The organism is Streptomyces nigrescens, assembly GCF_027626975.1.
Classification (GTDB): domain Bacteria; phylum Actinomycetota; class Actinomycetes; order Streptomycetales; family Streptomycetaceae; genus Streptomyces; species Streptomyces nigrescens.
The window spans coordinates 3,411,538-3,436,003 of the sequence record NZ_CP114203.1 but is presented as its reverse complement, the minus strand read 5'-3'; the positions used below and the strand labels follow the sequence as shown (position 1 = coordinate 3,436,003).

General features: G+C 72.5%; 25 protein-coding genes. 14 read left to right on the top strand and 11 right to left on the bottom strand.

Annotated features, from left to right (window positions below; translation table 11 throughout):
- Positions 1–30: 30 nt before the first annotated feature.
- Together STRNI_RS15360 and STRNI_RS15355 are read right to left on the bottom strand one after the other, a co-directional pair.
- Positions 31–492, bottom strand: a complete 462-nt coding sequence (locus tag STRNI_RS15360; protein ID WP_159486318.1) for an ATP-binding protein — start codon at positions 490–492, stop codon at positions 31–33.
- A 302-nt stretch (positions 493–794) separates the two neighbouring features.
- Positions 795–1,724 carry a VldE C-terminal domain-containing protein gene (locus tag STRNI_RS15355; RefSeq protein WP_266439327.1) on the bottom strand — a complete coding sequence of 310 codons (930 nt, stop codon included), beginning with the start codon at positions 1,722–1,724 and terminating at the stop codon, positions 795–797.
- Between the two features lie 40 nt (positions 1,725–1,764).
- Between STRNI_RS15355 and dapE the strand changes: the two genes are divergently transcribed.
- Both dapE and STRNI_RS15345 read left to right on the top strand, forming a co-directional pair.
- Positions 1,765–2,856 carry a succinyl-diaminopimelate desuccinylase gene (gene dapE, locus STRNI_RS15350; RefSeq protein ID WP_159486314.1) on the top strand — a complete coding sequence of 364 codons (1,092 nt, stop codon included), beginning with the start codon at positions 1,765–1,767 and terminating at the stop codon, positions 2,854–2,856.
- 112 nt (positions 2,857–2,968) lie between these two features.
- Positions 2,969–3,718: an LOG family protein gene (locus STRNI_RS15345; protein WP_159486312.1), complete on the top strand. Its 750-nt coding sequence runs from the start codon at positions 2,969–2,971 to the stop codon at positions 3,716–3,718.
- Between the two features lie 25 nt (positions 3,719–3,743).
- On the opposite strand, the gene folP is transcribed toward STRNI_RS15345, so the two are convergent.
- Positions 3,744–4,604, bottom strand: coding sequence for a dihydropteroate synthase (gene folP / locus STRNI_RS15340; RefSeq protein ID WP_159486311.1), 861 nt, complete (start codon positions 4,602–4,604; stop codon positions 3,744–3,746).
- A gap of 92 nt (positions 4,605–4,696) precedes the next feature.
- Between folP and STRNI_RS15335 the strand changes: the two genes are divergently transcribed.
- Both STRNI_RS15335 and STRNI_RS15330 read left to right on the top strand, forming a co-directional pair.
- The gene (locus STRNI_RS15335; RefSeq protein ID WP_159486310.1) at positions 4,697–5,146 is read left to right on the top strand and encodes a DivIVA domain-containing protein; all 450 of its coding nucleotides are present in this window, start codon (positions 4,697–4,699) and stop codon (positions 5,144–5,146) included.
- The gene (locus STRNI_RS15330) at positions 5,143–5,748 is read left to right on the top strand and encodes a DNA-3-methyladenine glycosylase I (RefSeq protein WP_018089405.1); all 606 of its coding nucleotides are present in this window, start codon (positions 5,143–5,145) and stop codon (positions 5,746–5,748) included. The genes STRNI_RS15335 and STRNI_RS15330 overlap by 4 nt, the downstream gene beginning before the upstream one ends.
- A gap of 52 nt (positions 5,749–5,800) precedes the next feature.
- Here STRNI_RS15330 and chcB read toward each other — a convergent pair whose 3' ends face one another.
- The gene (chcB, locus tag STRNI_RS15325; RefSeq protein WP_159486308.1) at positions 5,801–6,601 is read right to left on the bottom strand and encodes a 2-cyclohexenylcarbonyl CoA isomerase; all 801 of its coding nucleotides are present in this window, start codon (positions 6,599–6,601) and stop codon (positions 5,801–5,803) included.
- Positions 6,602–6,924: 323 nt separating this feature from the next.
- Between chcB and STRNI_RS15320 the strand changes: the two genes are divergently transcribed.
- A complete protein-coding gene (locus STRNI_RS15320) occupies positions 6,925–7,092 on the top strand; it encodes a DUF3117 domain-containing protein (RefSeq protein WP_006603288.1) in 168 nt (55 codons plus the stop codon).
- 134 nt (positions 7,093–7,226) lie between these two features.
- Here the strand turns inward: STRNI_RS15320 and STRNI_RS15315 are convergent, their stop codons facing one another.
- On the bottom strand, positions 7,227–7,910 hold the full coding sequence (locus STRNI_RS15315; protein ID WP_093637663.1) for an O-methyltransferase: 684 nt from the start codon (positions 7,908–7,910) through the stop codon (positions 7,227–7,229).
- Positions 7,911–8,196: 286 nt separating this feature from the next.
- Between STRNI_RS15315 and sigE the strand changes: the two genes are divergently transcribed.
- The 5 genes from sigE (at position 8,197) to STRNI_RS15290 (ending at position 13,877) form a co-directional block, all read left to right on the top strand.
- Positions 8,197–8,889, top strand: coding sequence for an RNA polymerase sigma factor SigE (gene sigE, locus STRNI_RS15310; protein ID WP_266439337.1), 693 nt, complete (start codon positions 8,197–8,199; stop codon positions 8,887–8,889).
- Positions 8,886–9,845 (top strand): anti-sigma factor family protein, encoded by a 960-nt coding sequence (locus tag STRNI_RS15305; RefSeq protein ID WP_018089409.1) that lies wholly within the window; start codon positions 8,886–8,888, stop codon positions 9,843–9,845. The genes sigE and STRNI_RS15305 overlap by 4 nt, the downstream gene beginning before the upstream one ends.
- A gap of 122 nt (positions 9,846–9,967) precedes the next feature.
- Entirely contained in the window at positions 9,968–12,520 is a 2,553-nt protein-coding gene (locus tag STRNI_RS15300; RefSeq protein WP_381844460.1) for a S1C family serine protease, read from the top strand.
- A gap of 116 nt (positions 12,521–12,636) precedes the next feature.
- On the top strand, positions 12,637–13,116 hold the full coding sequence (locus tag STRNI_RS15295; protein ID WP_159486305.1) for a sec-independent translocase: 480 nt from the start codon (positions 12,637–12,639) through the stop codon (positions 13,114–13,116).
- Between the two features lie 119 nt (positions 13,117–13,235).
- On the top strand, positions 13,236–13,877 hold the full coding sequence (locus tag STRNI_RS15290) for a hypothetical protein (protein ID WP_018089412.1): 642 nt from the start codon (positions 13,236–13,238) through the stop codon (positions 13,875–13,877).
- Between the two features lie 191 nt (positions 13,878–14,068).
- Here the strand turns inward: STRNI_RS15290 and STRNI_RS15285 are convergent, their stop codons facing one another.
- Genes STRNI_RS15285 through STRNI_RS15275 form a run of 3 tightly spaced genes read right to left on the bottom strand, consistent with a single transcriptional unit; the run spans position 14,069 to position 17,150 of the window.
- A complete protein-coding gene (locus tag STRNI_RS15285) occupies positions 14,069–15,229 on the bottom strand; it encodes an Mrp/NBP35 family ATP-binding protein (protein ID WP_018089413.1) in 1,161 nt (386 codons plus the stop codon).
- A 42-nt stretch (positions 15,230–15,271) separates the two neighbouring features.
- Positions 15,272–15,853: a DUF1003 domain-containing protein gene (locus STRNI_RS15280; protein WP_109892429.1), complete on the bottom strand. Its 582-nt coding sequence runs from the start codon at positions 15,851–15,853 to the stop codon at positions 15,272–15,274.
- Positions 15,843–17,150 carry a magnesium transporter MgtE N-terminal domain-containing protein gene (locus STRNI_RS15275; RefSeq protein WP_018089415.1) on the bottom strand — a complete coding sequence of 436 codons (1,308 nt, stop codon included), beginning with the start codon at positions 17,148–17,150 and terminating at the stop codon, positions 15,843–15,845. Before STRNI_RS15275 ends, STRNI_RS15280 begins: the two co-directional genes overlap by 11 nt.
- 195 nt (positions 17,151–17,345) lie before the next feature.
- On the opposite strand from STRNI_RS15275, the gene STRNI_RS15270 reads away from it, so the two are divergent.
- Positions 17,346–18,131 (top strand): hypothetical protein, encoded by a 786-nt coding sequence (locus STRNI_RS15270; protein WP_078518587.1) that lies wholly within the window; start codon positions 17,346–17,348, stop codon positions 18,129–18,131.
- 69 nt (positions 18,132–18,200) lie between these two features.
- Here STRNI_RS15270 and STRNI_RS15265 read toward each other — a convergent pair whose 3' ends face one another.
- Positions 18,201–18,740 carry a hypothetical protein gene (locus tag STRNI_RS15265; protein WP_159486304.1) on the bottom strand — a complete coding sequence of 180 codons (540 nt, stop codon included), beginning with the start codon at positions 18,738–18,740 and terminating at the stop codon, positions 18,201–18,203.
- A 126-nt stretch (positions 18,741–18,866) separates the two neighbouring features.
- Entirely contained in the window at positions 18,867–19,994 is a 1,128-nt protein-coding gene (locus STRNI_RS15260; protein WP_018089418.1) for a magnesium and cobalt transport protein CorA, read from the bottom strand.
- A gap of 502 nt (positions 19,995–20,496) precedes the next feature.
- Here STRNI_RS15260 and STRNI_RS15255 point away from each other — a divergent pair.
- Positions 20,497–21,081: a suppressor of fused domain protein gene (locus STRNI_RS15255; RefSeq protein WP_093637681.1), complete on the top strand. Its 585-nt coding sequence runs from the start codon at positions 20,497–20,499 to the stop codon at positions 21,079–21,081.
- Positions 21,082–21,196: 115 nt separating this feature from the next.
- Here STRNI_RS15255 and STRNI_RS15250 read toward each other — a convergent pair whose 3' ends face one another.
- Positions 21,197–22,456, bottom strand: a complete 1,260-nt coding sequence (locus tag STRNI_RS15250) for an MFS transporter (protein WP_266439347.1) — start codon at positions 22,454–22,456, stop codon at positions 21,197–21,199.
- Positions 22,457–22,707: 251 nt separating this feature from the next.
- On the opposite strand from STRNI_RS15250, the gene STRNI_RS15245 reads away from it, so the two are divergent.
- Together STRNI_RS15245 and STRNI_RS15240 are read left to right on the top strand one after the other, a co-directional pair.
- Positions 22,708–23,346, top strand: coding sequence for a DUF6758 family protein (locus tag STRNI_RS15245; RefSeq protein WP_266439349.1), 639 nt, complete (start codon positions 22,708–22,710; stop codon positions 23,344–23,346).
- A 158-nt stretch (positions 23,347–23,504) separates the two neighbouring features.
- Positions 23,505–24,359 (top strand): PHP domain-containing protein, encoded by an 855-nt coding sequence (locus tag STRNI_RS15240; protein ID WP_093637684.1) that lies wholly within the window; start codon positions 23,505–23,507, stop codon positions 24,357–24,359.
- The last annotated feature ends 107 nt before the right edge of the window (positions 24,360–24,466 follow it).

The following is a 24,466-nucleotide window of genomic DNA, read 5'->3' as shown; positions in this document are numbered from 1 at the left end:
CCCGGGCCCCTGCGCGTCGTACGGGGACGGTCAGCGGCCGCCGAGCGGCAGACCGCCGAGCAGGCCCGTGGCGGGCGCCAGCAGGCCCTGCGGCGAGCCGACGAGTCCCTTGGCCGCGTCGAGCGGCAGCGTGCTGGTCGAGATGCCCTTCTTGGCGATCGGGCGGGCCACGCTCTCCGCCTTGTCGGCGGCGGCCTGGGTGATCGGCATGGCCTTCTTCACGACGGGGCCGGCGGTCTCGACGAGCGCCGGGGCGAGCTTCGTGGCCGCCTTGCTGCCGGCCGCGTTCACCAGGCCGACGCCGTCGCGCGCGGTGTGGTCGAGGGTTTCGCTGGTGTTCCGGGAGTCCAGGGGCGCCGTCAGCCCGCCGAGTGTCTTGGCGGCGGGCAGTTCCGCGGCGCTCGCGGAGCCGGCCGCAGCGACCACAGGAGCGGCACCTGCTGCAACGAGCAGGGCGGCTCGGGCGATCCGACGCGTAACGGGGAGGGACATGGTGCTCCTTTTACGGAGAAGGACTCGTACTTCTGACAGATGTGCCATATCCGCCTGGCGGACGCACTGACTACCGCGTCAGAACCCCGAAGGTTGCGGTGAACTCCGGTAAAGAGTTGGTAACGCGTCACATAATCGGCCCTGGATAAAGACGGGCAATATGTGCACGCGGCGGGGGATCGCGGAAACGTCACAGCCCTTTGCGTACAAGGGAATTGACCGGGCGCTCGCCTCGCGCCCGGCCAACTCCCGTTCAGTAAAAGGGAATTGATTGCAGTGCCCCTTCCGGGGGACCGGGCAAACTATTGCGCGGTGATGATACGAACGTGGTGCGCGGCCACCGCGGAGCCGGCCTGCTTCCGCTGCCAGCCCTTCCCCGCATCGTCCGCCGTCCACATCCGGCCGGCGTAAGAGATCTGTTCGATGCGCAGCTCGGCGGAGTGCGCCATCGCCCACATCGCCAGCTCCCAGCCGCGCCGCCCGGCATCGCCCGCGGCCGTGGGACCGGACTGCTGCACCGGTATCGTCACGCCGCTCCTGCCGCCCGCGCTGCGGCCTCCGCTGCCGCCCGTCCGCGGCAGCACCTCGGGGCCGAACTCCCGCACCAGCCGCTCCCGCACCGCCTTGGCGCCGCCCGCCGTCCCGTCCACCGGGCGGCTCTCGGTGCAGGTCATCGCGTCCTGGTCGCGGCCGGTGAGCGCCCCGGTCAGCCGTGCGGCGTTCGCCTCGTGCTTGGCATAGGCCTGCGGATAGCCGCTGCGCTGCACCTTCTGCGCGGCGACCGTCAGCGGCAGCCGGGAGTAGCCGGGCACCTTCGCCAGATGCCGGTAGAACTCCCCGGCCGAATAGACCGGGTCCATGATCTGCTTCACGGTGCCCCAGTCCTGCGACGGCCGCTGCTGGAAGAGCCCGACCGAATCCCGGTCACCGAAGTCGATGTTGCGCAGCCCCGACTCCTGCATCGCGGTCGCCAGCGCGATGGTCACCGCCCGCTCCGACAGCCCGCGCGAGGACGCCACGGCCGAGATCGTCGCGGCGTTCGCGGCCTGCTCGGGGGACAGCTCGTACGGCTTCGCCTCGCCCTCGGCGCGCACCGTGCACTGCGGGGCCCCGGGGCCACCGGTCACGTACTGCATGACGAGATAGCCGGCCAGTCCGATCAGTACGGCGACGGCTGCGGCGGTACGCCACAGACGGGCGCGGCGCTGGGGGGCTGAGGGCTGGGCTGACACGGGCCCACCGTACTGGAGTGCTGCCGATAGGGTCGGATCCATGGAGCGCTCCACAGACCACCCCGCCCTCGACCTGTCGCTCGACGCCGCCGCGCTCACCGCGCAGCTCGTCGACTTCCCCTCCGAGAGCGGCAACGAGAAGGACCTCGCCGACGCCGTCGAGCACGCCCTGCGCGCGCTCCCGCACCTGACCGTCGACCGTTACGGCAACAACGTCGTGGCCCGCACCCACCTGGGACGCGACGAGCGGGTGGTGCTCGCCGGACACCTCGACACCGTGCCGATCGCCGACAACGTCCCCTCCCGGCTGGACGAGAACGGCGTCCTGTGGGGCTGCGGCACCTGCGACATGAAGTCCGGCGTCGCGGTCCAGCTGCGGATGGCCGCCACCGTCCCGGCCCCCAACCGCGACCTGACCTTCGTCTTCTACGACAACGAAGAGGTCGCAGCCCACCTCAACGGCCTCGGCCATGTCGCCGACGCCCACCCCGACTGGCTCACCGGCGACTTCGCCGTCCTCCTGGAGCCCTCCGACGGCCAGGTGGAGGGCGGCTGCCAGGGCACCCTGCGGGTCCTGCTGCGCACCACCGGTGAGCGCGCCCACTCCGCCCGCAGCTGGATGGGCGCCAACGCGATCCACGCCGCCGCCCCGATCCTGGCGAAGCTCGCCGCCTACGAGCCGCGCCGCCCGGTCATCGACGGCCTCGAATACCGCGAGGGCCTCAACGCCGTACGCGTCGAGGGCGGCGTCGCCAACAACGTCATCCCGGACGCCTGCACGGTCACCGTGAACTTCCGCTACGCACCGGACCGCACCCCCGACGAGGCGGTGGCCCACGTCCGTGAGGTCTTCGCGGACTGCCCGGTGGACGAATTCGTCGTCGACGACCACTCCCCGGGCGCGCTGCCCGGACTGTCCCACCCGGCGGCCAAGGCGTTCATGGAGTCCGTCGGCGGCACCGCGATGCCCAAGTTCGGCTGGACCGACGTCTCGCGCTTCAGCGCCCTGGGCGTCCCGGCGGTCAACTACGGACCGGGCTACTCCCTGCTCGCGCACAAGAAGGACGAACGGGTCGAGGTCGACCGCATCCTGCACTGCGAGGAACGGCTGCGCGCCTGGCTGACGGCCTGACGCCGGCCGGGCCCGTCGCCGACCGATCGCCTCCCCGTCGAATTCCCCTGCTCTTCACGTCCGCGGATCTACGCTGAAACGGCAAACGATCTGCCAGCGGAGGGAGCACGACATGGCCAGTCCCGAGGGCGCACCGGTCCCGGAGGAGCAGCGGCTGGGTCCCGTACTGCGCCGCCAGGAGCAGGTGCAGACCGGCACCACGGACCAGCGGCTGCTGGACTCCGAAGGCCCCTCCGAGTGGGTGCACACCGATCCCTGGCGCGTGATGCGCATCCAGTCGGAGTTCGTCGAGGGCTTCGGCGCGCTGGCCGAGCTGGGCCCGGCCGTCAGCGTCTTCGGCTCGGCCCGTACCCCGCGTGACTCCAAGGAGTACGACGCCGCCGTGCGGATCGGGCGGGCCCTGGTCGAGGCCGGGTTCGCGGTGATCACCGGTGGCGGTCCCGGCGCCATGGAGGCCGCCAACAAGGGCGCCAACGAGGCCGGCGGCACCTCCGTGGGCCTGGGCATCGAGCTGCCCTTCGAGCAGGGCATGAACGACTATGTGAACCTCGGTGTCGACTTCCGGTACTTCTTCGTCCGTAAGACGTGTTTTGTGAAGTACGCCCGTGGGTTCGTGGTGCTCCCCGGCGGCCTCGGCACCCTCGACGAGCTCTTCGAGGCGCTCACCCTCGTCCAGACCCGCAAGGTCACCCGCTTCCCGATCGTGCTGTTCGGCACGGCCTACTGGAGCGGACTGGTCGACTGGCTGCGCGACACCCTGATCGCCCAGGGCAAGGCGTCGATGCACGATCTGGAGCTCTTCCACCTCAGCGACGACGTGGACGAGGCGATCACGCTGGTGACCAAGGAGGTCGGGATCTAGGCCCGGTCCCGCGGCCGGTGGAGGCTCACGCCAGTCCCCGGCGGGCGACCGCCGGGGGCCGGTGGCCGGCGATCGAGGCCACCATGTCCAGTACCTGCCGGGTCTCGGCGACCTCGTGGACGCGGTAGACCTGGGCGCCGAGCCAGGCCGAGACGGCGGTGGTCGCCAGGGTGCCGAGCACCCGTTCCTTGACCGGCTTGTCGAGCGTCTCGCCGACGAAGTCCTTGTTGGACAGCGAGACCAGCACCGGCCAGCCCGTGTCCTTCATCTCGCCCAGCCGGCGGGTCGCCTCCAGGCTGTGCCGGGTGTTCTTCCCGAAGTCGTGCCCCGGATCGATCATGATCGCGTCCCGCCGGACGCCCAACTCCACGGCCCGCTCCGCCAGTCCGAGCGTCACCCGCAGGATGTCGTCCATGACGTCGTCGTACGTCACCCGGTGCGGCCGGGTACGCGGCTCCGCGCCGCCCGCGTGGGTGCACACCAGGCCGACGTCATAGCGCGCCGCGACCTCCGCGAGCCGCGGATCGACGCCGCCCCAGGCGTCGTTGAGCACATCGGCGCCGGCCTCGCACACGGCCTCGCCGACCTCGTGCCGCCAGGTGTCGACGCTGATCACCACGTCGGGGAAGCGCTTGCGGACCTCGGCGACGAACCCGACCGTGCGGCGGGCCTCCTCCTCGGCGCTGACCTCCTCGCCGGGACCGGCCTTGACGCCGCCGATGTCGATGATCGCGGCACCGTCGGCCACCGCCTGTTCCACCCGGGCGAGGGCGGGCTCGTCACGGAACGTGGCGCCCTGGTCGTAGAACGAGTCCGGCGTCCTGTTGACGATCGCCATGATCACCGCATCGTGCGCGCCGAACTCGCGATTCCCCAGCCGCAGCATTCCCTGACTCCCTCTCCGTGGTCCGGGAGCGACCCTAACTGTCACACCCGCATGGCACGATCAGTGCAGGCACATAGTCCGGGGAGTTGGTCGTGTTCTGGTTCTTGCTGATCGCGATGGTCGTGGTGGTGGCCGCGGTCACGCTCGTGGTCGTCGGCGGCGGTGACGGTGGGGGGCTGCGGGATTCCGAGCCGGACCGGCTGCACGACCCGCTGCCGGAGGACCGCCCCGTGACCCGCGCCGATGTGGACGCCGTCCGCCTTCCGGTGACCGTCCGTGGCTACCGCATGAACGACGTCGACGACGTCCTGGACCGCCTCGGCGCCGAACTCGCCGAGCGGGACGCCCGGATCGCCGAGCTGGAGGCCGCGCTGGCCGGTGCGCATGCCTCCGCCATGGGCGGCCCGGGGCTGATACAGGACGGCCCGCCGGTGCTCGGGCCGGTGCCGGAGGCGGGTCCCGCCCCCGGGCCCGGCGACCGGGAATCCGCTGACGGACCCGAGGTCCCCGGCAAGACCCCGGAAGGCGAGGAGCGGCCATGAGCGGCGTGGTGAGGGAACCGGACGGCATCCCGCGCTGCCCGTGGGGGATGGAGTCGGCGCAGATGGCCGACTACCGCGCCTACCACGACACCGAATGGGGCCTGCCGGTCCACGGCGACGACGCCCTCTTCGAGCGGATGAGCCTGGAGGCGTTCCAGTCCGGGCTCTCCTGGATCACGATCCTGCGCCGCCGCCCCGGCTTCCGCGCCGCGTTCGCCGGCTTCCGGATCCCGGAGGTGGCGCGGTTCACGGACGCGGACGCCGAGCGGCTGCTCACCGACCCCGGCATCATCCGCAACCGCGCCAAGATCGCCGCGACGATCAACAACGCCAAGGTCGCCGCCGAGCTGGCCCCCGGTGAGCTCGACGAGCTGATCTGGTCCTACGCCCCCGCCCGGGCCGGCCGGCCGGTGCCGCGCACCGTCGGCGATCTCCAGCCGACGACCCCGGAGTCCACGGCGCTCGCCAAGGACCTCAAGAAGCGCGGCTTCCGCTTCGTCGGCCCGACCACCGCCTACGCGATGATGCAGGCGTGCGGCCTGGTCAACGACCATCTGGCGGAGTGCCACGTCCGGGCGGCAGTGGAGGCGGCCGCCGGCTGACCCCGGGCGGGCCGGCTGACGCGGACCGCCGACGGGGCCGGCCAAGGACGGGTCAGCGCCCCAGGAAGACCGGCTTCTCCTTCTTCACGAACGCCTCGACCGCGATCCGGTGGTCCTCCGACGCCCCGGCCCGGCCCTGCAGTTCGTCCTCCTTGCCGAGGGTCTCGACGAGCGAGTGCCCCGCCCCGTAGGCCAGCGACTCCTTGATCGCGGCATACGCGGCCGTCGGGCCCTGGGCGAGCCGGCGGGCGACGGCCGCGGCCGCCCCGGCCAGCTCCTCGGCCGGTACGACCTTGTTGGCGATCCCCAGGTCGTACGCCTCCTGGGCGCTGATGTTGCGCGGGAAGAGCAGCAGATCGGCGGCCCTGCTCCGGCCGATCAGCCGCGGCAGCGTCCAGGACATCCCGGAGTCGGCGGTCAGCGCGACACCCGCGAAGGAGGTGTTGAAGGAGGCGGAGTCGGCGACCACGCGGTAGTCGGCGGCCATCGCGAAGCCCGCGCCGGCGCCCGCGGCCACTCCGTTGACGCCCGCCACCACGGGCTTGGGCATCTCGGTCAGCGCCGTCACGATGGGGTTGTAGTGCTCACGCACGGTGTTCATGGTCTTCCCGGAGCCGGTGGCCCGGTCCTCGGCCAGCAGGCCGATGTGCTCCTTGAGGTCCTGCCCGACGCAGAAGGCGCGCCCGGTGGCGGTCAGCAGCACGGCGCGCACGGCGGTGTCGGCGGCGGCCTCCTTGAGGGTGTCCCGCAGCTGGACCTTCGCCTCGATGTTCAGCGCGTTCATCGCGTCCGGGCGGTTGAGCGTGATCGTCGCCAGTCCGTCGGTCACGTCATAGAGCACGGTGTCGGCCATAGTGGGAGTCCCCTCCGTCGCGGCTCGGACTGCTCGGCAGCGGCAGTCAGCGCTCAGGATGCCGGAGATCATCGGGCATCGGCATGTGACGTACATCAAAGATTGCGGGTGTGCCGGGGGTCGGCGGGTGGAGAAGTATTGCAGCCACCTCTCCGAATTGAGGGGGTTTGAGGGAGCGCGTTGCCGAAGGGATGCGGCCCGATGTTGGTCATCGGGTCGTTCGATGCGGGATAATGGCCTGGAAGCAATGTGTTCGATGCCGGTGACACGTGCCTATTCGGGCCGTCGGCTGAGATGAGCTGGTTTCAGGAAGGGGAACGAGCATGGCGGCCATGAAGCCGCGGACGGGCGACGGCCCGCTCGAGGTGACCAAGGAGGGGCGGGGCATCGTCATGCGTGTTCCGCTCGAAGGCGGCGGGCGGCTCGTCGTCGAGCTGACCCCCGACGAAGCCAAGGCCCTGGGTGAGGCCCTGGACAAGGTCACCGTCTGACAAGGGCGGCGCAACCGGCGGTTTCCCGGGGCTGACCCCGGTATCCCCAGCCGAATTACCCCGGCCCCGGCACGTGGCGCGCAGTAAAGGCGCGCCGCGTGCCGGGGCCGTTTTGTACGCCGGAGCCGGGCGGGTCAACCGCGCTTGACCGCGCAGAGCAGTCCGTCGCCGACCGGCAGCAGGGACGGCACGAGTGTCGTGCTCTCCCTCACGGCCCGCAGCAGTTCCCGCAGCCGCAGCACCTCGGCGGGCTGCACCGCCGAATCGACCGTACGGCCGTCCGCGAAGACGCCCTCGAAGCACACCAGGCCGCCGGGGCGCAGCAGACGCAACGATTCAGCGAGGTACTCCAAGCACTCCATCAGGTCGCCGTCGCAGTACACGAGGTCGTATCCGCCGTCCGCGAGCCGGGGCAGTACGTCCAGGGCGCGGCCGGGGATGAAGCGGGCGCGGTTGCCGGCGAAGCCCGCGGCGCGGAACGCCTGCTTGGCGAACCCCTGCCGCTCGGGTTCGAGGTCCACGGTGGTCAGCACGCCGTCGGGCCGCATGCCGTGCAGGAGGTAGATGCCCGACACGCCGGTGCCGGTGCCGATCTCGGCGACCGCCTTGGCGTCCACGGCGGCGGCGAGCAGACGGAGGGCGGCGCCGGTGCCGGTGGTCACCGCGCGGATACCGGCTTCCCGTGCCCGGTCGCGGGACCAGTGCAGGGCGGCCTCGGCGCTGTCGTCGATGGTCCCGGCGCCGTACGCCTCGGCGAATGCCAAGCTCGTCTGCCGGTTGCCGGTAATGGCCCTCTCCTGTCCCCGTAGTTGACGCAACCGTGACTGTATCCGCTGCGTGCGGGAACCCGCAGATGGGACCGGGCGTTATGGAGGGGTAGCGGGATGACGGGGGGATGCACCGGTGACGACCGCGCGAGACGCGAACCACGACCAGAAGCAGGACCAAATGCAGGTCAAAACTGCTTATCCGGAGCTAACGGGCGAGGTGGATATGGTAGGGGCTCTACTGGACACCACCAGAGCCACCAGGGGAGGTGCGGCTGCGGCGGGTGACCGAGGGGTGCTGAGGCGCTTGAAAAGGTCGTTCGCCGAGCCGAAATCCGTGACAAACACTGCTGACCGTTTCCGCCCCCATGGCCCGAAGGGCAGGGGAGGGGCTCCCACCGCCGACTCCGCGACCACCGCGACCTTTGCCGCAGACGCGGATGCGCAGGCGTGGACCCCGCCCAGCTGGGAGGAGATCGTCAGCACCCACAGTGCACGGGTCTACCGCCTCGCCTACCGCCTCACCGGCAATCAACACGACGCCGAAGACCTCACCCAGGAGGTGTTCGTCCGCGTCTTCCGTTCGCTGTCGACGTACACCCCCGGCACCTTCGAGGGCTGGCTGCACCGCATCACGACCAACCTCTTCCTGGACATGGTCCGGCGCCGTCAGCGTATTCGCTTCGATGCGCTCGGTGACGATGCCGCCGAGCGGCTCCCCAGCCGTGAGCCCTCCCCGCAGCAGCACTTCAACGACACCCACTTCGACGCCGATGTGCAGCAGGCGCTGGACACCCTGGCGCCCGAGTTCCGTGCCGCCGTCGTCCTGTGCGACATCGAGGGCCTGTCCTACGAGGAGATCGCCGCGACCCTGGGCGTCAAGCTCGGCACGGTCCGCAGCCGTATCCACCGTGGCCGCTCCCATCTGCGCAAGTCCCTCAAGCACCGTGCCCCGGCCACCCGCGCCGAAGAGCGCGAGCAGCGGCGCTCGCTGGCCGTGGTGCCCTCGCAGGAGGTCGGAATCGCGTGAGCGGCAACGGCGGTCCGTCCCCCGCCGAGCAGCATCTCGGCGACCGCCTTGCGGCCCTGGTCGACGGCGAGTTGGGGCATGACGCGCGCGAGCGGGTGCTCGCGCATCTTGCGACCTGCGGCAAATGCAAGGCAGAGGCCGACGCCCAGCGTCGGCTGAAAGACGTCTTCGCCCAGGCGGCGCCCCCCGGCCCCTCCGAGGGCCTGCTGGCGCGTCTGCAGCAGCTGCCCGGCGGTGACCCCGAGGGTCCCGGCAGCCGGCTCGGCAACGGCGGTCTCGGACGCGGCGACTTCGCCAGAGGTGGCGGCGCGTTCCGCTATGTCCCCTCCGGCGGCCACTCCGGCCATGCCATGGCGGCGCTGCCCGTCCAGCCCCGGGGCCGCGGCTTCCGGCTGCCCGAGACCGACCGCCCCGCCCAGCGGCGCCGGTTCGCCTTCGCGGCGGCCGGTGCGGTCTCCCTCGCGGCCTTCGCGCTGGGCGGCGCCCTCCCGCTGGAAGCGGCCGTCGACCTGCCCGGCGGACGCGTCGAGGGCGGCGGCACGGCCGTCACCCCGCTCAGCGCCACCCCGGCCGCAGACAGCGGTTCCCTGCTCCGCGGCGCGGAGTACCACGCCCAGAACCCCTCGTCCGGCAGTCGGCAGCCGTCCGGCGGTCCGACCCTGGCCCCCGCCCCCAGCGCCATGGCCCTGTACGGCCCGAGTACGGCACCCGGCCCCTATGCGTCGGCGTCGTCGGCACCGCCCGCACCGGCCGGGCGCTTCGGCCTCTCGCCGCTGATAGCCGCGACCGGTCCGGCCTCGGCGTATCACTTCGCGCCCCTGACAGCCGTGACCGGCAACACCCCGGTGCGCAAGAACCCGCCGGCGCTCCCGCCGCTGGAGCCCAAGCGCCCGCTGATCGGCTCCGCTGTCGCAGCGGCCCCCTCCGCCGAGGGCGGAGCCCCCGCCCGGCACTGACCGTCCCCTGCGCGGCCCCACGCGGAACTGGTTGAATCGCTGTGGGGCGGCGCACCCCTGAGCGGGCGCGTCCGCGAGGTGGTGGTGGCCCGCGCACGGTGCGGGCGAACTCTGGGGAGAGCATGGACGACGGTAAGGCCGCCGGGCCGAAGCTGAAGTGGTGGAGCCGTCCGGGGGGTACCCCGGGCACGGAACCGTCCGCCGAGGCCGGTCCGCAGACGGTGCCGTCCGCCGGCAGCCCGGCGGACGGGACGCGGACCGAGGGCACCGGCACGTCCGACGTGCACAGCGCCGAGGACTGGCTCGTGCGTCCGCCGGAGCAGGGGGGAGCACCGGACGGGACGGCGGGCTCGCCTGACGGGACGACGGGCTCGCCGGACGGGTCCGGACCGGCCGGTGCCGCGGTGACCGATACGTCCGGGCCGGCGGAGGAATTGACCGCCCGGACGCCCCACGCGCCGGGCACGTCCGCCGGGCAGCAGACGGAGGACTGGACCGTGCGTCCGCCGGAGCCGCGGAACGGCTCGGTGGCGCCCGCGCCGCCCGGAGGGGCCGAAGCGGCCGAAGTGCCCGATACCGCCGATGAGTTGACCCCGGCCCAGGGTTCCGTAGCCGCCGTGGACGGTACGGACCAGGGGACTGCCGGGGCCGTGGACGGCCGGACCGCCGGCGGTGCGCGCCCGGCCGCGGCGACCGTGACGCTCGGTCAGGTGCGCGCTGACGCACGGGACGGGGCCACACCGGCTGCCGGGACCCCGGACGCCGCCGCCACTACGGCCACGACGGCCCAGACGACCACCGCGGCCGCCCCCGCACCCGAAGCCGCTCCGGTGCCGCCCGTTGCGCCCCCCTCGGCCGAGGCCCCGGGCACGGCGCCCCAGCGGCAGCAGCCACTGCACGCCGAGGACCCGTACGGCACCCCTCCGTACGGCGGCCCCGGACCCTGGGCGCCCGCGCCGCCCGTACAGCGGCCGATGGCGACCCCCGCACAGGGCACGGTGCTGCCGCCGCAGACCGCAGCGCTGCCCCCGTACGGCGCCCCGGCCGCCCCGCAGCACGCGATGCAGGCCCCCGCCTACCCGGGCCCGCCGCCGCCCGCCGCGCCCCCGGGCGCGCCCGGCGAGGAGCGCGCACCGGGCGCCGAGCAGCCGCACCCGGCCGGGGCGGCCGACACCGCACACCCCCAACCCGCCACCGAACCGGCCGCCCCCCACCGGCCGGGACTCCAGAAGCCCGGCGCCCCGCAGCCCGCTCCCGGCCGGTCCGCGGCCCCCGGGCCCACCGGCTCGCAGAGCGCCCCCCTGGACCCCGCGGCCGGACCCGACGCCGCACAGGAGGGCGCGGACGGCGCCTTCGTCCCCCACCCCGGCGACGGCGGCCCCCGCCCGGCCTCGGCGACCGCGCCCTACCCGGCCGGGCCGCAGCCCGGCACCCCCGGACCCGGCGACGGCGGCCCGGCCGTCGCCCCCGGGCACGCCCCCGCCCGCCAGGGCGCCTGGCAGCAGTACGACCCCTGGAGCGCGCCGCTGCAGGGCGGGCCCGTCGCTCCGCCGCCCGGCCGGCGCGGCCGGCGTGCGCCGCTGGTCGCCGGTGCGGTGGCGCTCGCCCTGCTCGCGGGCGGCGTCGGCGGCTGCATCGGCGCGTATGTCGAGCGCTACGGCGGCATCAGCGACATCAAGCTTCCGCAGTCCGCGGCCGAGGAGGGGGGCCGTAAGCCCGACAGCGTCGCCGGGATCGCGCAGACCGCGCTGCCCGGGGTGGTCACGCTCCACGTACGGGGCGGCGCCGAACAGGGGACGGGCACCGGCTTCGTCCTCGACCACCAGGGGCACATCCTCACCAACAACCACGTCGTCGAACCGGCCGGCAGCGGCGGCGAGATCTCGGTGACCTTCAGCGGCGGCCAGACGGCCAAGGCCAAGGTCGTCGGCCGGGACGGCGGCTACGACCTCGCCGTCGTCCAGGTGGAGGGCGTCGCGGGGCTGCGGCCGCTCACGCTCGGCAACTCCGACTCGGTGCGGGTCGGCGACCCTGTGGTGGCGATCGGCGCGCCCTTCGACCTCGCCAACACCGTCACATCCGGGATCATCAGCGCCAAGCAGCGCCCGATCACCGCGGGCGGCAAGAAGGGCGACGGCAGCGATGTGTCGTATGTGGACGCGCTGCAGACCGACGCCCCCATCAACCCGGGCAACTCCGGCGGCCCGCTGGTGGACGCCAAGGCGCGGGTGATCGGCATCAACAGCGCCATCCGCGCGGCCGACAGCGGCAGCGGCCTGGACGGCGGCGCCCAGGGCGGCAGCATAGGGCTGGGCTTCGCCATACCCATCAACCAGGCCAAGCGGGTGGCCGAGGAGCTGATCAACACCGGCCGGGCGACACACCCGGTGATCGGCGTCACGTTGGAGATGGAGTACGCCGGCGACGGGGCGCGGGTCAGCGAGCGCAGCAAGGACGGCAAGGAGCCGGTCCTCCCGGGCGGCCCCGGCGCCAAGGCCGGGATCAAGGCCGGCGATGTGATCACCAAGGTGGACGGTGCCCCGGTGCACAGCGGTGAGGAGCTGATCGTCAAGATCCGCAGCCACCGGCCCGGCGACACGCTGGTGCTGACCCTCCAAAGGGACGGTAAGGAACGGTCCGTCCGGCTCAGCCTGGGATCCTCCAGTACGGGCTGATCGTTTGCATGGTGTTGGTACGGGCGACTCCCGCCCGACGTACGGGGCCAGGTACCGTGATAGGCGGCCTGGCCCCTAGGCCACCGAAGGCCGCGGATAACCCAAGGAGCTGCAAGGTGTTCTTCGACATAGGACCCCTCGAGCTGGTGGCGCTCGTGATCCTTGCCGTGCTCATCTTCGGTCCGGACAAGCTCCCCAAGGTCATCCAGGACGTCATGTCCTTCGTCCGCAAGGTCCGGGCGTTCTCGGACAGCGCCAAGGAAGACATCCGCAGCGAGCTGGGGCCGGAGTTCAAGGACTTCGAGTTCGAGGACCTCAAGCCCAAGAACTTCGTGCGCAAACACGTCCTGGAGAAGGACGAGTACGGCCTCAAGGACCTTCAGGAGATCCGTAACGGCTTCGACCTGAAGAAGGAGATGGCCGAGGTCACCGACGCCGTCCACGGCCACGACAGCGCCTCCTCCGCCACGTCCTCGAACGGCTCGGGTCCGAGCCTGTCCAAGGAGTCCCCGGCCGCCTCCGCCGGGTCTCCCGACATGGTCAAGAGGCCCGCTCAGCCGGACGAGCGTCCGCCGTTCGACGCCGACGCCACCTGACACACACCGGTATGACTGTCTGTGTGGACGCCTATGGCTATGCTCCGGGTGTCCGGGGTTCGGTCGCCTGAGGGGGGCGGGCCGCCCACGACGCAGGGCAACAAGGAGGCTCCGCGCAGATGGAGACGACCAGTCCGTCAGCGACACATGAGGCGGCCGCCGCCGGCCGGAAGGTCGACGGCTATCTGCTGGCCGCGTTCCCGTGGTACGGCCTCGACGAGGCGTTCACCGGTCCGCGCTGGCTGATGCAGGTCGGCGCGGCCGCGGACGGCACCGTCGAGCACGGCGCCACCGGTCACGGCGAGGAGCCCACCATCAAGGTGGAACCGCCGCAGGACGAGCGGTTCGCGGTCGTGGTGACGGTCGCCAGCCGCCCCGTGCGGCGCAGCGGTGACGGCACCGGCGTCCTGGAGGCGACCTCGGTCTCGACGGCCGCCTGGCTCGCCGGGTCGGGGCTGCTCGCGCAGACCTGGCCGACCCAGATGGACCGGACGCTGCGCCAGGACTGGCTGGACCAGCAGACGATGCTCGCCTGGGAGCTGGCCGACGACCTCGGCGGCGGGAGCTGGAGCGAGCTGATGCTGCCGGTGGACGGGGTGCCCACCTCGTTCGCCTACCGCGAGTCCGAGTACGGCTGGGTGCTGGCCGGCTCGGCGAGCGAGGGGCCCGAGGAGGTCCACATCGGCGCCTACGGGCGCGGGATGAGCGCGTACGGCCTGGGCTTCTCGGTGATCAAGGACCTGGCCGCGTACGAGGGCTGACCGGCCGCGTACGAGAGCCGAGGCCGAGCCGAGGGCCGGGCGGCCAGGCACCGGGCGGCCAGGCACCGGACAGCCAGGCACCGGACGGCCCGGCACAACAGCGAGGGGCGGACCCGTGTGGGCCCGCCCCTTTCCGCGTCATCCGGGAGCCGGGGCCGCGACCTCCATGGGGCGCAGCACCGGTCGCCGTCTCAGAACTTATTGCGCGGGGTGATCCCCAGCGACATACCGGACAGGCCCCGCGCCCGGCCGCCCAGCTTGCCCGCGATCGACCGGATGGCCGAGCCGGCGGGGGAGTCGGGGTCGGTCAGCACGACCGGCTTGCCCTCGTCGCCGCCCTCGCGCAGCCGGACATCGATCGGGATGGAGCCGAGCACCGGCACCTGAGTGCCCGTGGTCCGGGTCAGGCCCTCGGCGACCCGCTCGCCGCCGCCGGTGCCGAAGACATCGACCATCTCGTCGCAGTGCGGGCAGGGCAGCCCGGACATGTTCTCGACCACGCCGACGATCTTCTGGTGGGTCTGCACGGCGATCGAACCGGCCCGCTCGGCGACCTCGGCGGCGGCCTGCTGCGGGGTGGTGACCACCAGGATCTCGGCGTTCGGCACCAGCTGCGCCACCGAGATCGCGATATCGCCGGTGCCCGGGGGCAGGTCCAGCAGCAGCACGTCCAGATCGCCCCAGTAGACGTCGGCGAGGAACTGCTGGAGCGCGCGGTGCAGCATCGGGCCGCGCCAGACGACGGGGGCGTTGCCCGGGGTGAACATGCCGATCGAGATGACCTTCACGCCGTTCGCCGACGGCGGCATGATCATGTTCTCGACCTGGGTGGGCTTGCCGTCGGCACCGAGCATCCGGGGCACCGAGTGGCCGTAGATGTCGGCGTCCACGACACCGACCTTCAGACCGTCCGCCGCCATCGCCGCGGCGAGGTTGACCGTCACCGAGGACTTGCCGACACCGCCCTTGCCGGAGGCGACCGCGTAGACCCGGGTCAGCGAACCGGGCTGGGCGAACGGCACCTCACGCTCGGCGGTGCCGCCGCGCAGCGAGGTCGCCAGCTCCTTGCGCTGCTCGTCGCTCATCACGTCCAGCTCGACGGCGACGGAGGTGACGCCCTCGACCCGCTCGACGGCCTCGCGCACGTTGTTCGTGATCGTCTCGCGCATCGGGCAGCCGGAGACGGTGAGATAGACCACGACCGCCACCGCGCCGTCCGCCGCGATGTCCACCGATTTGACCATCCCCAGCTCGGTGATGGGGCGGTGGATCTCGGGGTCGTTCACCGTCGCGAGCGCGTCGCGGACCGCGTCCTCGCTCGGGGTGCCGCCATGGGGCGTGTCGGTAGCCATGACCCGATGGTACGGCGCGTGAGGGTGCCTCCGGAAAGCCCGTCAGCGGTCGCGTTCATCACTCTCCGCGTCAGCCGGCTGCCGCAGCTCCAGATCCCTGAGCATGTCCTGGAGCTCGGAGCGGATCCAGTCGCGGGTGGCGACCTCGCCGAGCCCGAGCCGCAGCGCCGCGATCTCCCGGGTCAGATACTCGGTGTCGGCGATGGAGCGCTCGTTCTGCTTGCGGTCCTGCTCGTGGGTGACCCGGTCGCGGTCGTCCTGGCGGTTCTGCGCCAGCAGGATCAGCGGCGCGGCGTACGACGCCTGGAGCGAGAGCGCCAGCGTCAGGAAGATGAACGGGTACTGGTCGAACCGCAGACCGCTGGGCGCGGTGGTGTTCCAGATGACCCACACGATGATGGTGAAGGTCATCCAGACGATGAAGCGGCCGGTCCCCAGGAAGCGGGCGATCTTCTCCGAGAGCCGTCCGAAGGCCTCCGGGTCGTACTCGGGCAGGAACGTACGGCGGGGCGCGCGCGGCTGGTCCAGGCGCACCCGCGGGCGGTCGGCTGCGCCCCGGCGCAGCGCGGAGGCGCCGTTCGCCCGCGACCGTTCCCGGCCGCCGTCCCGTTCGTCAGCGCCCATGCGCGGCCTTCCCCAGGCTGCCGTTGCCGGTCAGACCGGCGGCCGCCGTGCCGTGCAGCCCGTCCTCCCGCCAGTCGTCCGGCAGCAGATGGTCCAGCACGTCGTCGACGGTGACCGCGCCCAGCAGGGCCCCGCTCTCGTCCACGACCGGCGCGGCGACCATGTTGTACGCGGCCAGATAGCTGGTCACCTCCGGCAGCGGGGTGTCCGGTGGCAGGGCGGGCAGATCGGTGTCGGCGATCGAGCTGACCAGGGTGAACGGCGGGTCGCGCAGCAGCCGTTGGAAGTGCACCAGGCCCAGGTACTTGCCGGTGGGGGTCTCGTCCGGGGGCCGGCAGACATAGACCTGGGCGGCCAGGGCGGGGGAGAGGTCCGGGTCGCGGACCCGGGCCAGCGCGTCCGCGACGGTCGCGTCCGGCCGCAGCACGATCGGCTCGGTGGTCATCAGCCCGCCCGCGGTCCGCTCCTCGTACGACATCAGCCGCCGCACATCCGCGGCCTCCTCCGGCCGCATCAGCGCCAGCAGCCGCTCCTTCTCCTCCTCCGGCAGCTCGGAGAGCAGATCGGCGGCGTCGTCCGGGTCCATCGCCTCCAGGACGTCGGCGGCCCGCTCGTCCTTGAGCTTGCCGATGATCTCCACCTGGTCGTCCTCCGGCAGCTCCTCCAGGACGTCGGCGAGCCGGTCGTCGTCGAGCGCCGCGGCGACCTCGGCGCGGCGCTTGGCGGAGAGGTGGTGCAGCACCCCGGCCAGGTCGGCGGGCCGCAGCTGTTCGAAGGTGGCCAGCAGGCTCTCCGCGCCCTGCCCGTGCTCCTCCAGCGAGAAGCCGGTCACCGCCGACCACTCCACGGTCAGCGCCTCTCCCTTGCGGCGCAGCGCCCCGCCCTTCCCCTTCCGTACGAAGACCTTGTCGATCTCCCAGTCCCGGCGGGCCGGCAGCTGGGTGATGCCGATGTCGAGCACGGTGACCTCCTCACCGGTCTCCACCAGCCGCACCCGCCGGTCGAGCAGCTCCCCGAGCACCAGCGTCTCGGACGCCCGCTGCTCGAAGCGCCGCATGTTGACCACGCCGGTGATGACGATCTGGCCGGAGTCCACACCGGTCACCCGCGTCATGGGGACGAAGATCCGGCGCCGGCTGATCACCTCGACGACCACACCGAGCAGCCGCGGCGGCCGGTCGCCGACCCGGAGCAGGGCGACGAGGTCCCGCAGCCGGCCGACCTGGTCGCCGTTGGGGTCGAAGACGGCGCTGCCGGCGAGATGGGAGACGAAGACCCGGGGAGTCACGACTGCCATGCAGAGCGCCGCCCTTCTCCCGTTCGGCCCGAAATAAGGCATCGATCCGGGTTCAGGCTAACGCGCCCGGGTCCGCGCCGCCCCGGTGAAAGAGGCCGTAGGGTGACCGCCACGCACCCCGCGGAAGAGCCTGCGCAGCACAGGTACGCTGCCGTACTGCTGTCGACGTCACCCGCATCAGGAGGCAGAGCCGACGTGAGCGCAATCCCCCCGGGCGCCGGCCCCCGACCCCTGCCCGGAACCCGTCGTACCGGACGGGCCGCGCTCGTGGGGGCGGTCTGCGCGGCACTGGCCGTGGGGCTGACCGGCTGCGGCGAGGAGGAAGACCCGGACGCCGGCACCAACGGCATGGGAAAGCTGCCCGCCGCGAAGATCGAGTCCAAGGCGCGGGCCGCGGCCCAGCGCGCCGATACGGTGCACCTCTCCGGCAATGTCGTCAGCCAGGGCCGCACCTACAAGCTCGACATGAGCCTGGCCAAGGACGGCGCCAAGGGCGAGCTGACCACGAAGGCCGCCGCCTTCCAGTTGCTGCGGGTCGGCGAGGCGCTCTATCTGAAGGCGGACGCGGCCTTCTGGGCCGGTGAGAAGAGCGGCCGGTCGGGCGCGCCCGACCAGGCGGCGAACAAACTCGGCGGCAAATACGTCAAGGTGCCCGCCAAAGACCCCGTCTACAAGCGCTTCAGCGGCTTCACCGACAAGGACACCCTGCTCGCCGGTCTGCTCGGGCTGCACGGCAAGCTGACCGCCGGGGACCGCGACGACCTCGACGGGGTCCGCACCATCCGGCTCACCGCCGCCGCGGGCTCCGGCGGCACCCTGGACGTCTCGCTGGAGGGCACGCCCTACCCGCTGCGGCTGCGGCGCGCCGGCGGCGCGGGCGTGGTGCGGTTCGCCGACTGGGGCAAGAGCGTGGACCTCAAGGCCCCGCCCAAGGACCAGGTCGTGGACTACGGCCCCCGGATCTCCGGCGGCGGCCGGTAACGGGGCGCGGCCGGCCAGTACCCCTCGCTGTCGCCGGGCGGGGCGGGGCAGGGGCCTGACGGCCCGGAGTCAGCCCTTGCGCCCCCGCCGCAGCAGCTTCGGCAGCGCGGCCGGGACGGGCCGCCGGGTGATCGCGGAGCTCGCCAGCGGCGGTGCGGCGTGCGACTCCTCGGGCATCTGTCCGGGACGCTGTGTGGTGCCCCCGGTCGGCTCCAGCCGCAGCACCCGGCACTCGCGCGCCCAGCGCTCCGTGAGGGTGTCCGCGTCCGGCGCGTTGAGCCGCTTGCCCTTGAGCTCGTCGACCGCGGCCCGCCAGGCCTCGCTCTCCGGCGCCAGCTCGACGACCCCGGCCTGCCAGGCGACCAGCCGGCCGCCCTTGTCCTTGCTGCGGACGGTGACCGTCGCGGTCCCGCCGTCGGTCAGCCCGAGGTCGGCCAGCGGCTGCTCGCCGGCGCCGTCCCCGATGAGGCAGGCGGCTCCGTCGAGCCACAGATGCCACAGCGCACGGGACGGGCCCGCCGTCCCCCGTACCCAGATGAGGCCGGACTTCTTCGTGGCCTCTTCGATGAGCGCCCGATCCTGCAGGGCCTGCGACACGGTCTCCGTCATACGGCTCAGCCTAATCGCCCCGGCCACGGGCGACCGGGGCCGCCCAGGCGCTGAGATGCGCGGACCCGCGGGCCGCGGCGGCGGACGGCGACGGGCGGCCCCGCGTGCGGGTGCCGGGAGCCGGGGTCACAGCCAGCCGTTGCGCTTGAACCCGCGGTGGATGCCGAAGCAGATGGCGACCGTCGCCAGCAGCACGGCCGGATAGCCGAACTTCCAGTGGAGCTCGGGCATGTAGTCGAAGTTCATGCCGTAGATCCCGGCGATCATCGTGGGCACGGCGAAGATCGCCGCCCATGCCGTGATCTTGCGCATGTCCTCGTTCTGCGCGACGGCGGCCTGGGCGAGGTTGGCCTGGAGGATGGAGTTGAGCAGATCGTCGAAGGACAGCACCTGCTCGTTGACCCGCGCCAAGTGGTCGGCGACATCCCGGAAGTACTTCTGGATGTCGGAGTCCACCAGCCGCATCGGACGCTCGCTCAGCAGCTGCATCGGCCGCAGCAGCGGCGACACCGCCCGCTTGAACTCCAGTACCTCACGCTTGAGTTGGTAGATCCGTCCGGCGTCGCCGCCCTTGGGGGAGCCCTTGCTGCCGGGGCCCTTGCCGTTGGAGCCGGAGCTGAAGACGTCGATCTCCACCTCGTCGATGTCGTCCTGCACCGCGCCGGCCACCGCCATGTAGCCGTCGACGACCTGGTCGGCGATGGCGTGCAGTACCGCGGACGGCCCCTTGGCCAGCAGCTCCGGGTCGTCCTGCAGCCGGTGCCGCAGCGCGCGCAGCGAGCCCTGGCCGCCGTGCCGCACGGTCACGATGAAGTCCCGGCCGGTGAAGCACATCACCTCGCCGGTCTCCACGACCTCGCTGGTGGCGGTCAGCTCGGCGTGCTCGACGTAGTGGACCGTCTTGAAGACGGTGAACAGCGTCTCGTCGTAGCGCTCCAGCTTGGGCCGCTGGTGGGCGTGCACGGCGTCCTCGACGGCGAGCGGGTGCAGCCCGAACTCCTGGGCGATACCGGCGAATTCGGCCTCGGTCGGCTCGTGCAGCCCGATCCAGGCGAAGCCGCCCTCGGCCCGGACGCCGGCCATCGCCTCGGCCGGGGTGACGTGCTCGCTCACCCGGCGGCCCTCGCGGTAGACACCGCAGTCGACGATGGCGCTGTTCGGGCAGACGGGGGCGGATGCGGCGTAGTGGTACGAGGGGTCGTCGCGACGCCGGGACGGACGGACGGCGGCGCGCAGGTCGCGGATCATCGACATGGCAGGCTCCTTCACGGGCCGGCCGTCAGCGCGGGCGCGGGGGGCAACGCTGCCCGGAACGTGGACGTACGAGGCGTCATCGGCCGTACGTCCGCAAAGCGGGCGGCGCTCCGTGCGGGGGCACTGACGGCAGTTCGCAGAAAACACGGAACAAAGAGTCGAAGGCGCTCTTCCGTCATCTACTTCCGGCGCAAAGGTGCTTCCCTGGTTTCACCGCTGAGCGGCTGGGTACGGAAGCTCTCGGATCAGGAGATTCGCTGCGCGAGGGGGATGACGGGAGAACTATCGGTACTGCACGGTCGACTCGGATCCACCGCAGCCCCACCTCCTCCGGCCGGTCCCCGTTGGGGGACGACGTCATTCCCTGACCAGACGGCAAGGCTATCAGCCGCCTGAAGCGTTACGGTGCCGCTTTGCCCGTTCGATACGAAGAACGGGGACGCCGCACAGCAGCCCGTCGAGGGGTGACGGCCGGGCACGGGACCGGCCGTATGCTCGCGCCATGTCTGACGTTCTTGAGCTGGTCGAGGCCCGGTTGCGGACAACCCTGGGCGAGCCGGACGCGCGCGCCGCCGTCACTTTCCTCGGGACCGACCGTATCGAGGTCCTCCGCTTCGTGGACAGCGGGGTGGTCCGTTACGCCACGCTCGGGATGTCCGCGCAGCCCATGGCCGACCCCACCGCCGTGCTGGCCGATCCCCTGCGCGGCCCGCGCGCCGAACTCGTGCTGTCCGTACGGGCCGGCCGCGCCGACACCGACAAGGCGCTCCGGGCGCTCGCCGTGCTCGCCGCGTCCCCGCAGGTCGAGGGGGTGGTCGTGGCGCCCGGCGCCTCGCTGGACGTGGGTGAGCCGCTGTGGCCGGGCGCGGCCTTCACCTCGGTGCTGGTCGCCTCGCCCGGTGGTCTCGTCGAGGACCTCGAACTGGATGAGCCGATGGAGCCGGTCCGCTTTCTGCCGCTGCTGCCGATGACGCCCAACGAGGCGGCCTGGAAGCGGGTGCACGGCGCCGAGGCCCTGGAGAAGCGCTGGCTGGAGCACGGTACGGATCTGCGCGATCCGCTGCGCGCGGGCGTTCCGCTCGACTGAGCCGCGAGCCGCCGGGCAGTGGTGCGCCCCGTCGGCCCTCCGGAGGGAGGGCGGACGGGGCGTCAGTTTTCTTGCGGGGGTTCCTTGCGGGGGCGGGCGCGGCGGCCGGTGCGGCTCAGCGGGCGAAGGCCGTGACCCCGTCCTCCGTGGCGTGCTGCGGGGCCCGCTCCTCGGCCTCGGTGGTCAGCGCCCGGCGCCGGACCGCGACGATGACGGTGCCGGTCACCGCCGCACCGGCCGCGACCACGAAGGGGAGGTGGACATCGGTCCACTCCTCGATCTTGGGCGCGAGGAACGGCGCGGCCGCCGCCGCGAACCAGCGCACGAAGTTGTAGCCGGCGCTCGCCACCGGGCGCGGAGCGTCCGAGACGCCCAGCGCCAGTTCCGTGAAGACGGTGTTGTTCAGGCCGATGAAGGCGCCGGACAGGACGGTGCAGACGATGGCGGTGGTGTGGTCGCCGTAGCCCAGCACGAGCAGATCGGCGGCGAGCAGCAGCAGCGAGGCGCACAGCACCTTCAGCGAGCCGAAGCGGTGCTGCAGCCGGGGCGCCACGATCACCGAGAACACCGCGAGCAGCACACCCCAGGCGAAGAAGACACCGCCCGACTTGTAGGGGGACATGTTCAGCACGAACGGGGTGAAGGCCAGCACCGTGAAGAACGCGTAGTTGTAGAAGAACGCGGAGACGGCGGTGGCGGCCAGCCCGCCGTGGCCGAGCGCCTTGACCGGGGCGAGGAGCGAGGTCCTGGCGGCCGGCTTCGGCTGCTCCTTGAGGAAGGCCGTGATGGCGAGGAAGCCGACGGCCATCAGGACGGCGGTCCCGAAGAACGGGTAGCGCCACTCCATGTCACCGAGGACCGCGCCCAGCAGCGGGCCGCAGGCCATGCCGAGGCCCAGCGCGGACTCGTACAGCAGGATCGCGGCGCTGCTCCCGCCGGTCGCCGCGCCCACGATCACCGCCAGGGACGTGGAGACGAACAGGGCGTTGCCCAGGCCCCAGCCCGCCCGGAAGCCGACCAGTTCGGCGACGGACCCCGACATTCCGGAGAGCGCCGCGAAGACCACCACGAGCGCCAGCCCGGCCAGCAGCGTCTTGCGGCCGCCGATGCGGCTGGAGACGAAGCCGGTGACCAGCATCGCGACGGCGGTGATCAGGAAGTAGGAGGTGAAGAGGAGGGAGACCTGGCTGTTGGTGGCGTGCAGGCCCCGGGCGATCGAGGGGAGGATCGGGTCGACGAGGCCGATGCCCATGAAGGCCACGACCGAGGCGCCCGCCGTGGCCCAGACGGCCTTCGGCTGGCGGAGCAGGGAGGTGCCGCCCTCCTCGAACGGATCGTCCGCGCCGCTGTGGCCGCCGTTCTTCGTGCCGCTCATGCTGCGGTTCCCCTTCCTGTTGCCGGTTGCGTATCCCTGGTCCGCGGCGGCCCGGTGCGACCGCCGAGATCGTTGACCTTTACACACAATAAGTTAGGCGTTCTAAAGAATGCAAGCTGCAACTAGTTGCCCGGCGGGGGCGGGCCGGCCGGGGAAAGCGGTCAATTGCGCGGCGGCGTACGTGATTCGGGGCACACCGGTCGGGTGATCGTCCTTGACGCGGCGGCGGGGCTGGAGGACCGTGGGTCCCTATGAGGGGCGAACCCAGTTGCCCGAAGTGCGGAGGCCGGGTAAGGGCGCCCGGTCTCTTCTCCGACACCTGGCAGTGCGCCCTGCACGGCACCGTGCATCCACTCCAGCCGGTCGTCCCGCCGAGCGTCGAGGCGCTCGGCGTTGTCGTGCACCGCGCCCAGGTGCCCGTATGGATGCCCTGGCCGCTGCCGGTCGGCTGGCTGTTCACCGGTGTGGCCTGCGCCGGCGACGACCGCAGCGGCGGCCGGGCGACCGCGGTGGCCTGCACGGGCCCCAGTCCGCTCGGCGGCCCCGGCGAACTGCTGCTGATCGCCGAGGAACTGGGCGTCGGACTCGGCGCGCGCTACGCGGGCATCGACGGCCCCGACCCCGGCCGCCACATCTGCGTCGACAAGCACCCGCACGGCAAGGTGCTCGCCGCCGGCCGCCCGACCCCGCTGTGGCATGTCGACGACGCGCCCCCGGACCGCGCGGTCTTCGCGGGTGAGGCACGCGGGCTGTGGATCTGGGCGATCGCCTGGCCCGAGCAGTCGGGTCTGATGATGTACGACGAGCTGGTGCTGACCGATCTGCGCGAGGCCGGGGCCGAGGTGGATCTGCTGCCGTGCGGTGCGCTGTCGCCGCGGATCCTGGGCTGACCGCCGGGCCTGTGGTCCGGGCCGCTGCGGCCGTCCGGCGGGGGCGGGTGCCACCCGGCCGCCCGGTATCCTGCTGAGGTCCCCTTACGGTGTACCTGTACCCGGCGTGTCCCGGGCCCCGTCCCCCGTCCGTCCCGCAGCAGTCTGGAGTCCGCGTCGTGCGCATCGATCTGCACACCCACTCCACGGCCTCCGACGGTACGGACACCCCCACCGAGCTGGTGCGCAACGCCGCGGCCGCCGGTCTGGACGTCGTCGCGCTGACCGACCACGACACCGTCGGCGGCCACGCCGAGGCACGGGCGGCGCTGCCCGGGGGGCTGACGCTGATCACCGGCGCCGAACTCTCCTGCCGGATCGACGGGGTGAGCCTCCATATGCTCGCCTACCTCTTCGACCCCGAGGAGCCCGAGCTCGCCCGCGAGCGGGAGCTGGTGCGGGACGACCGGGTGCCGCGGGCCCAGGGCATGGTCGCCAAGCTGCGGGACCTCGGTGTGCCGATCACCTGGGAGCAGGTCGCCCGGATCGCCGGGGACGGCGCCGTGGGGCGGCCGCACATCGCCACCGCCCTCGTCGACCTGGGCGTGGTCCCCACCGTCTCCGACGCCTTCACCTCCGAGTGGCTCGCCAATGACGGCCGGGCGTACGTGCAGAAGCACGAGCTCGACCCGTTCGACGCGATCCGGCTGGTCAAGGCGGCGGGCGGGGTCACCGTCTTCGCGCACCCGCTGGCCGTCAAGCGCGGCAGCTGCGTACCGGAGAGCGCGATAGCCGAACTCGCCGCGGCCGGCCTCGACGGCATCGAGGTCGACCACATGGACCACGATGACCCGACCCGCGCGCGGTTGCGCGGTATGGCCGCCGAACTCGGCCTGCTGACCACCGGCTCCAGCGACTACCACGGCAGCCGTAAGACCTGCCGCCTCGGCGAATACACCACCGACCCCGAGATCTACGGCGAGATCGTGCGCCGCGCGACCGGCGCCTTCCCCGTTCCCGGCACCGGCGGCTGAGCCCGCCGCGGCCGGCTGCCGCGCCGCGCGCCCCGGTCCGCAGGGCCGTCACCCTTCAACGGGCCGTTTCGGTCCGGGCGATCAGCGGACCCCTGCCCGGCCATCCC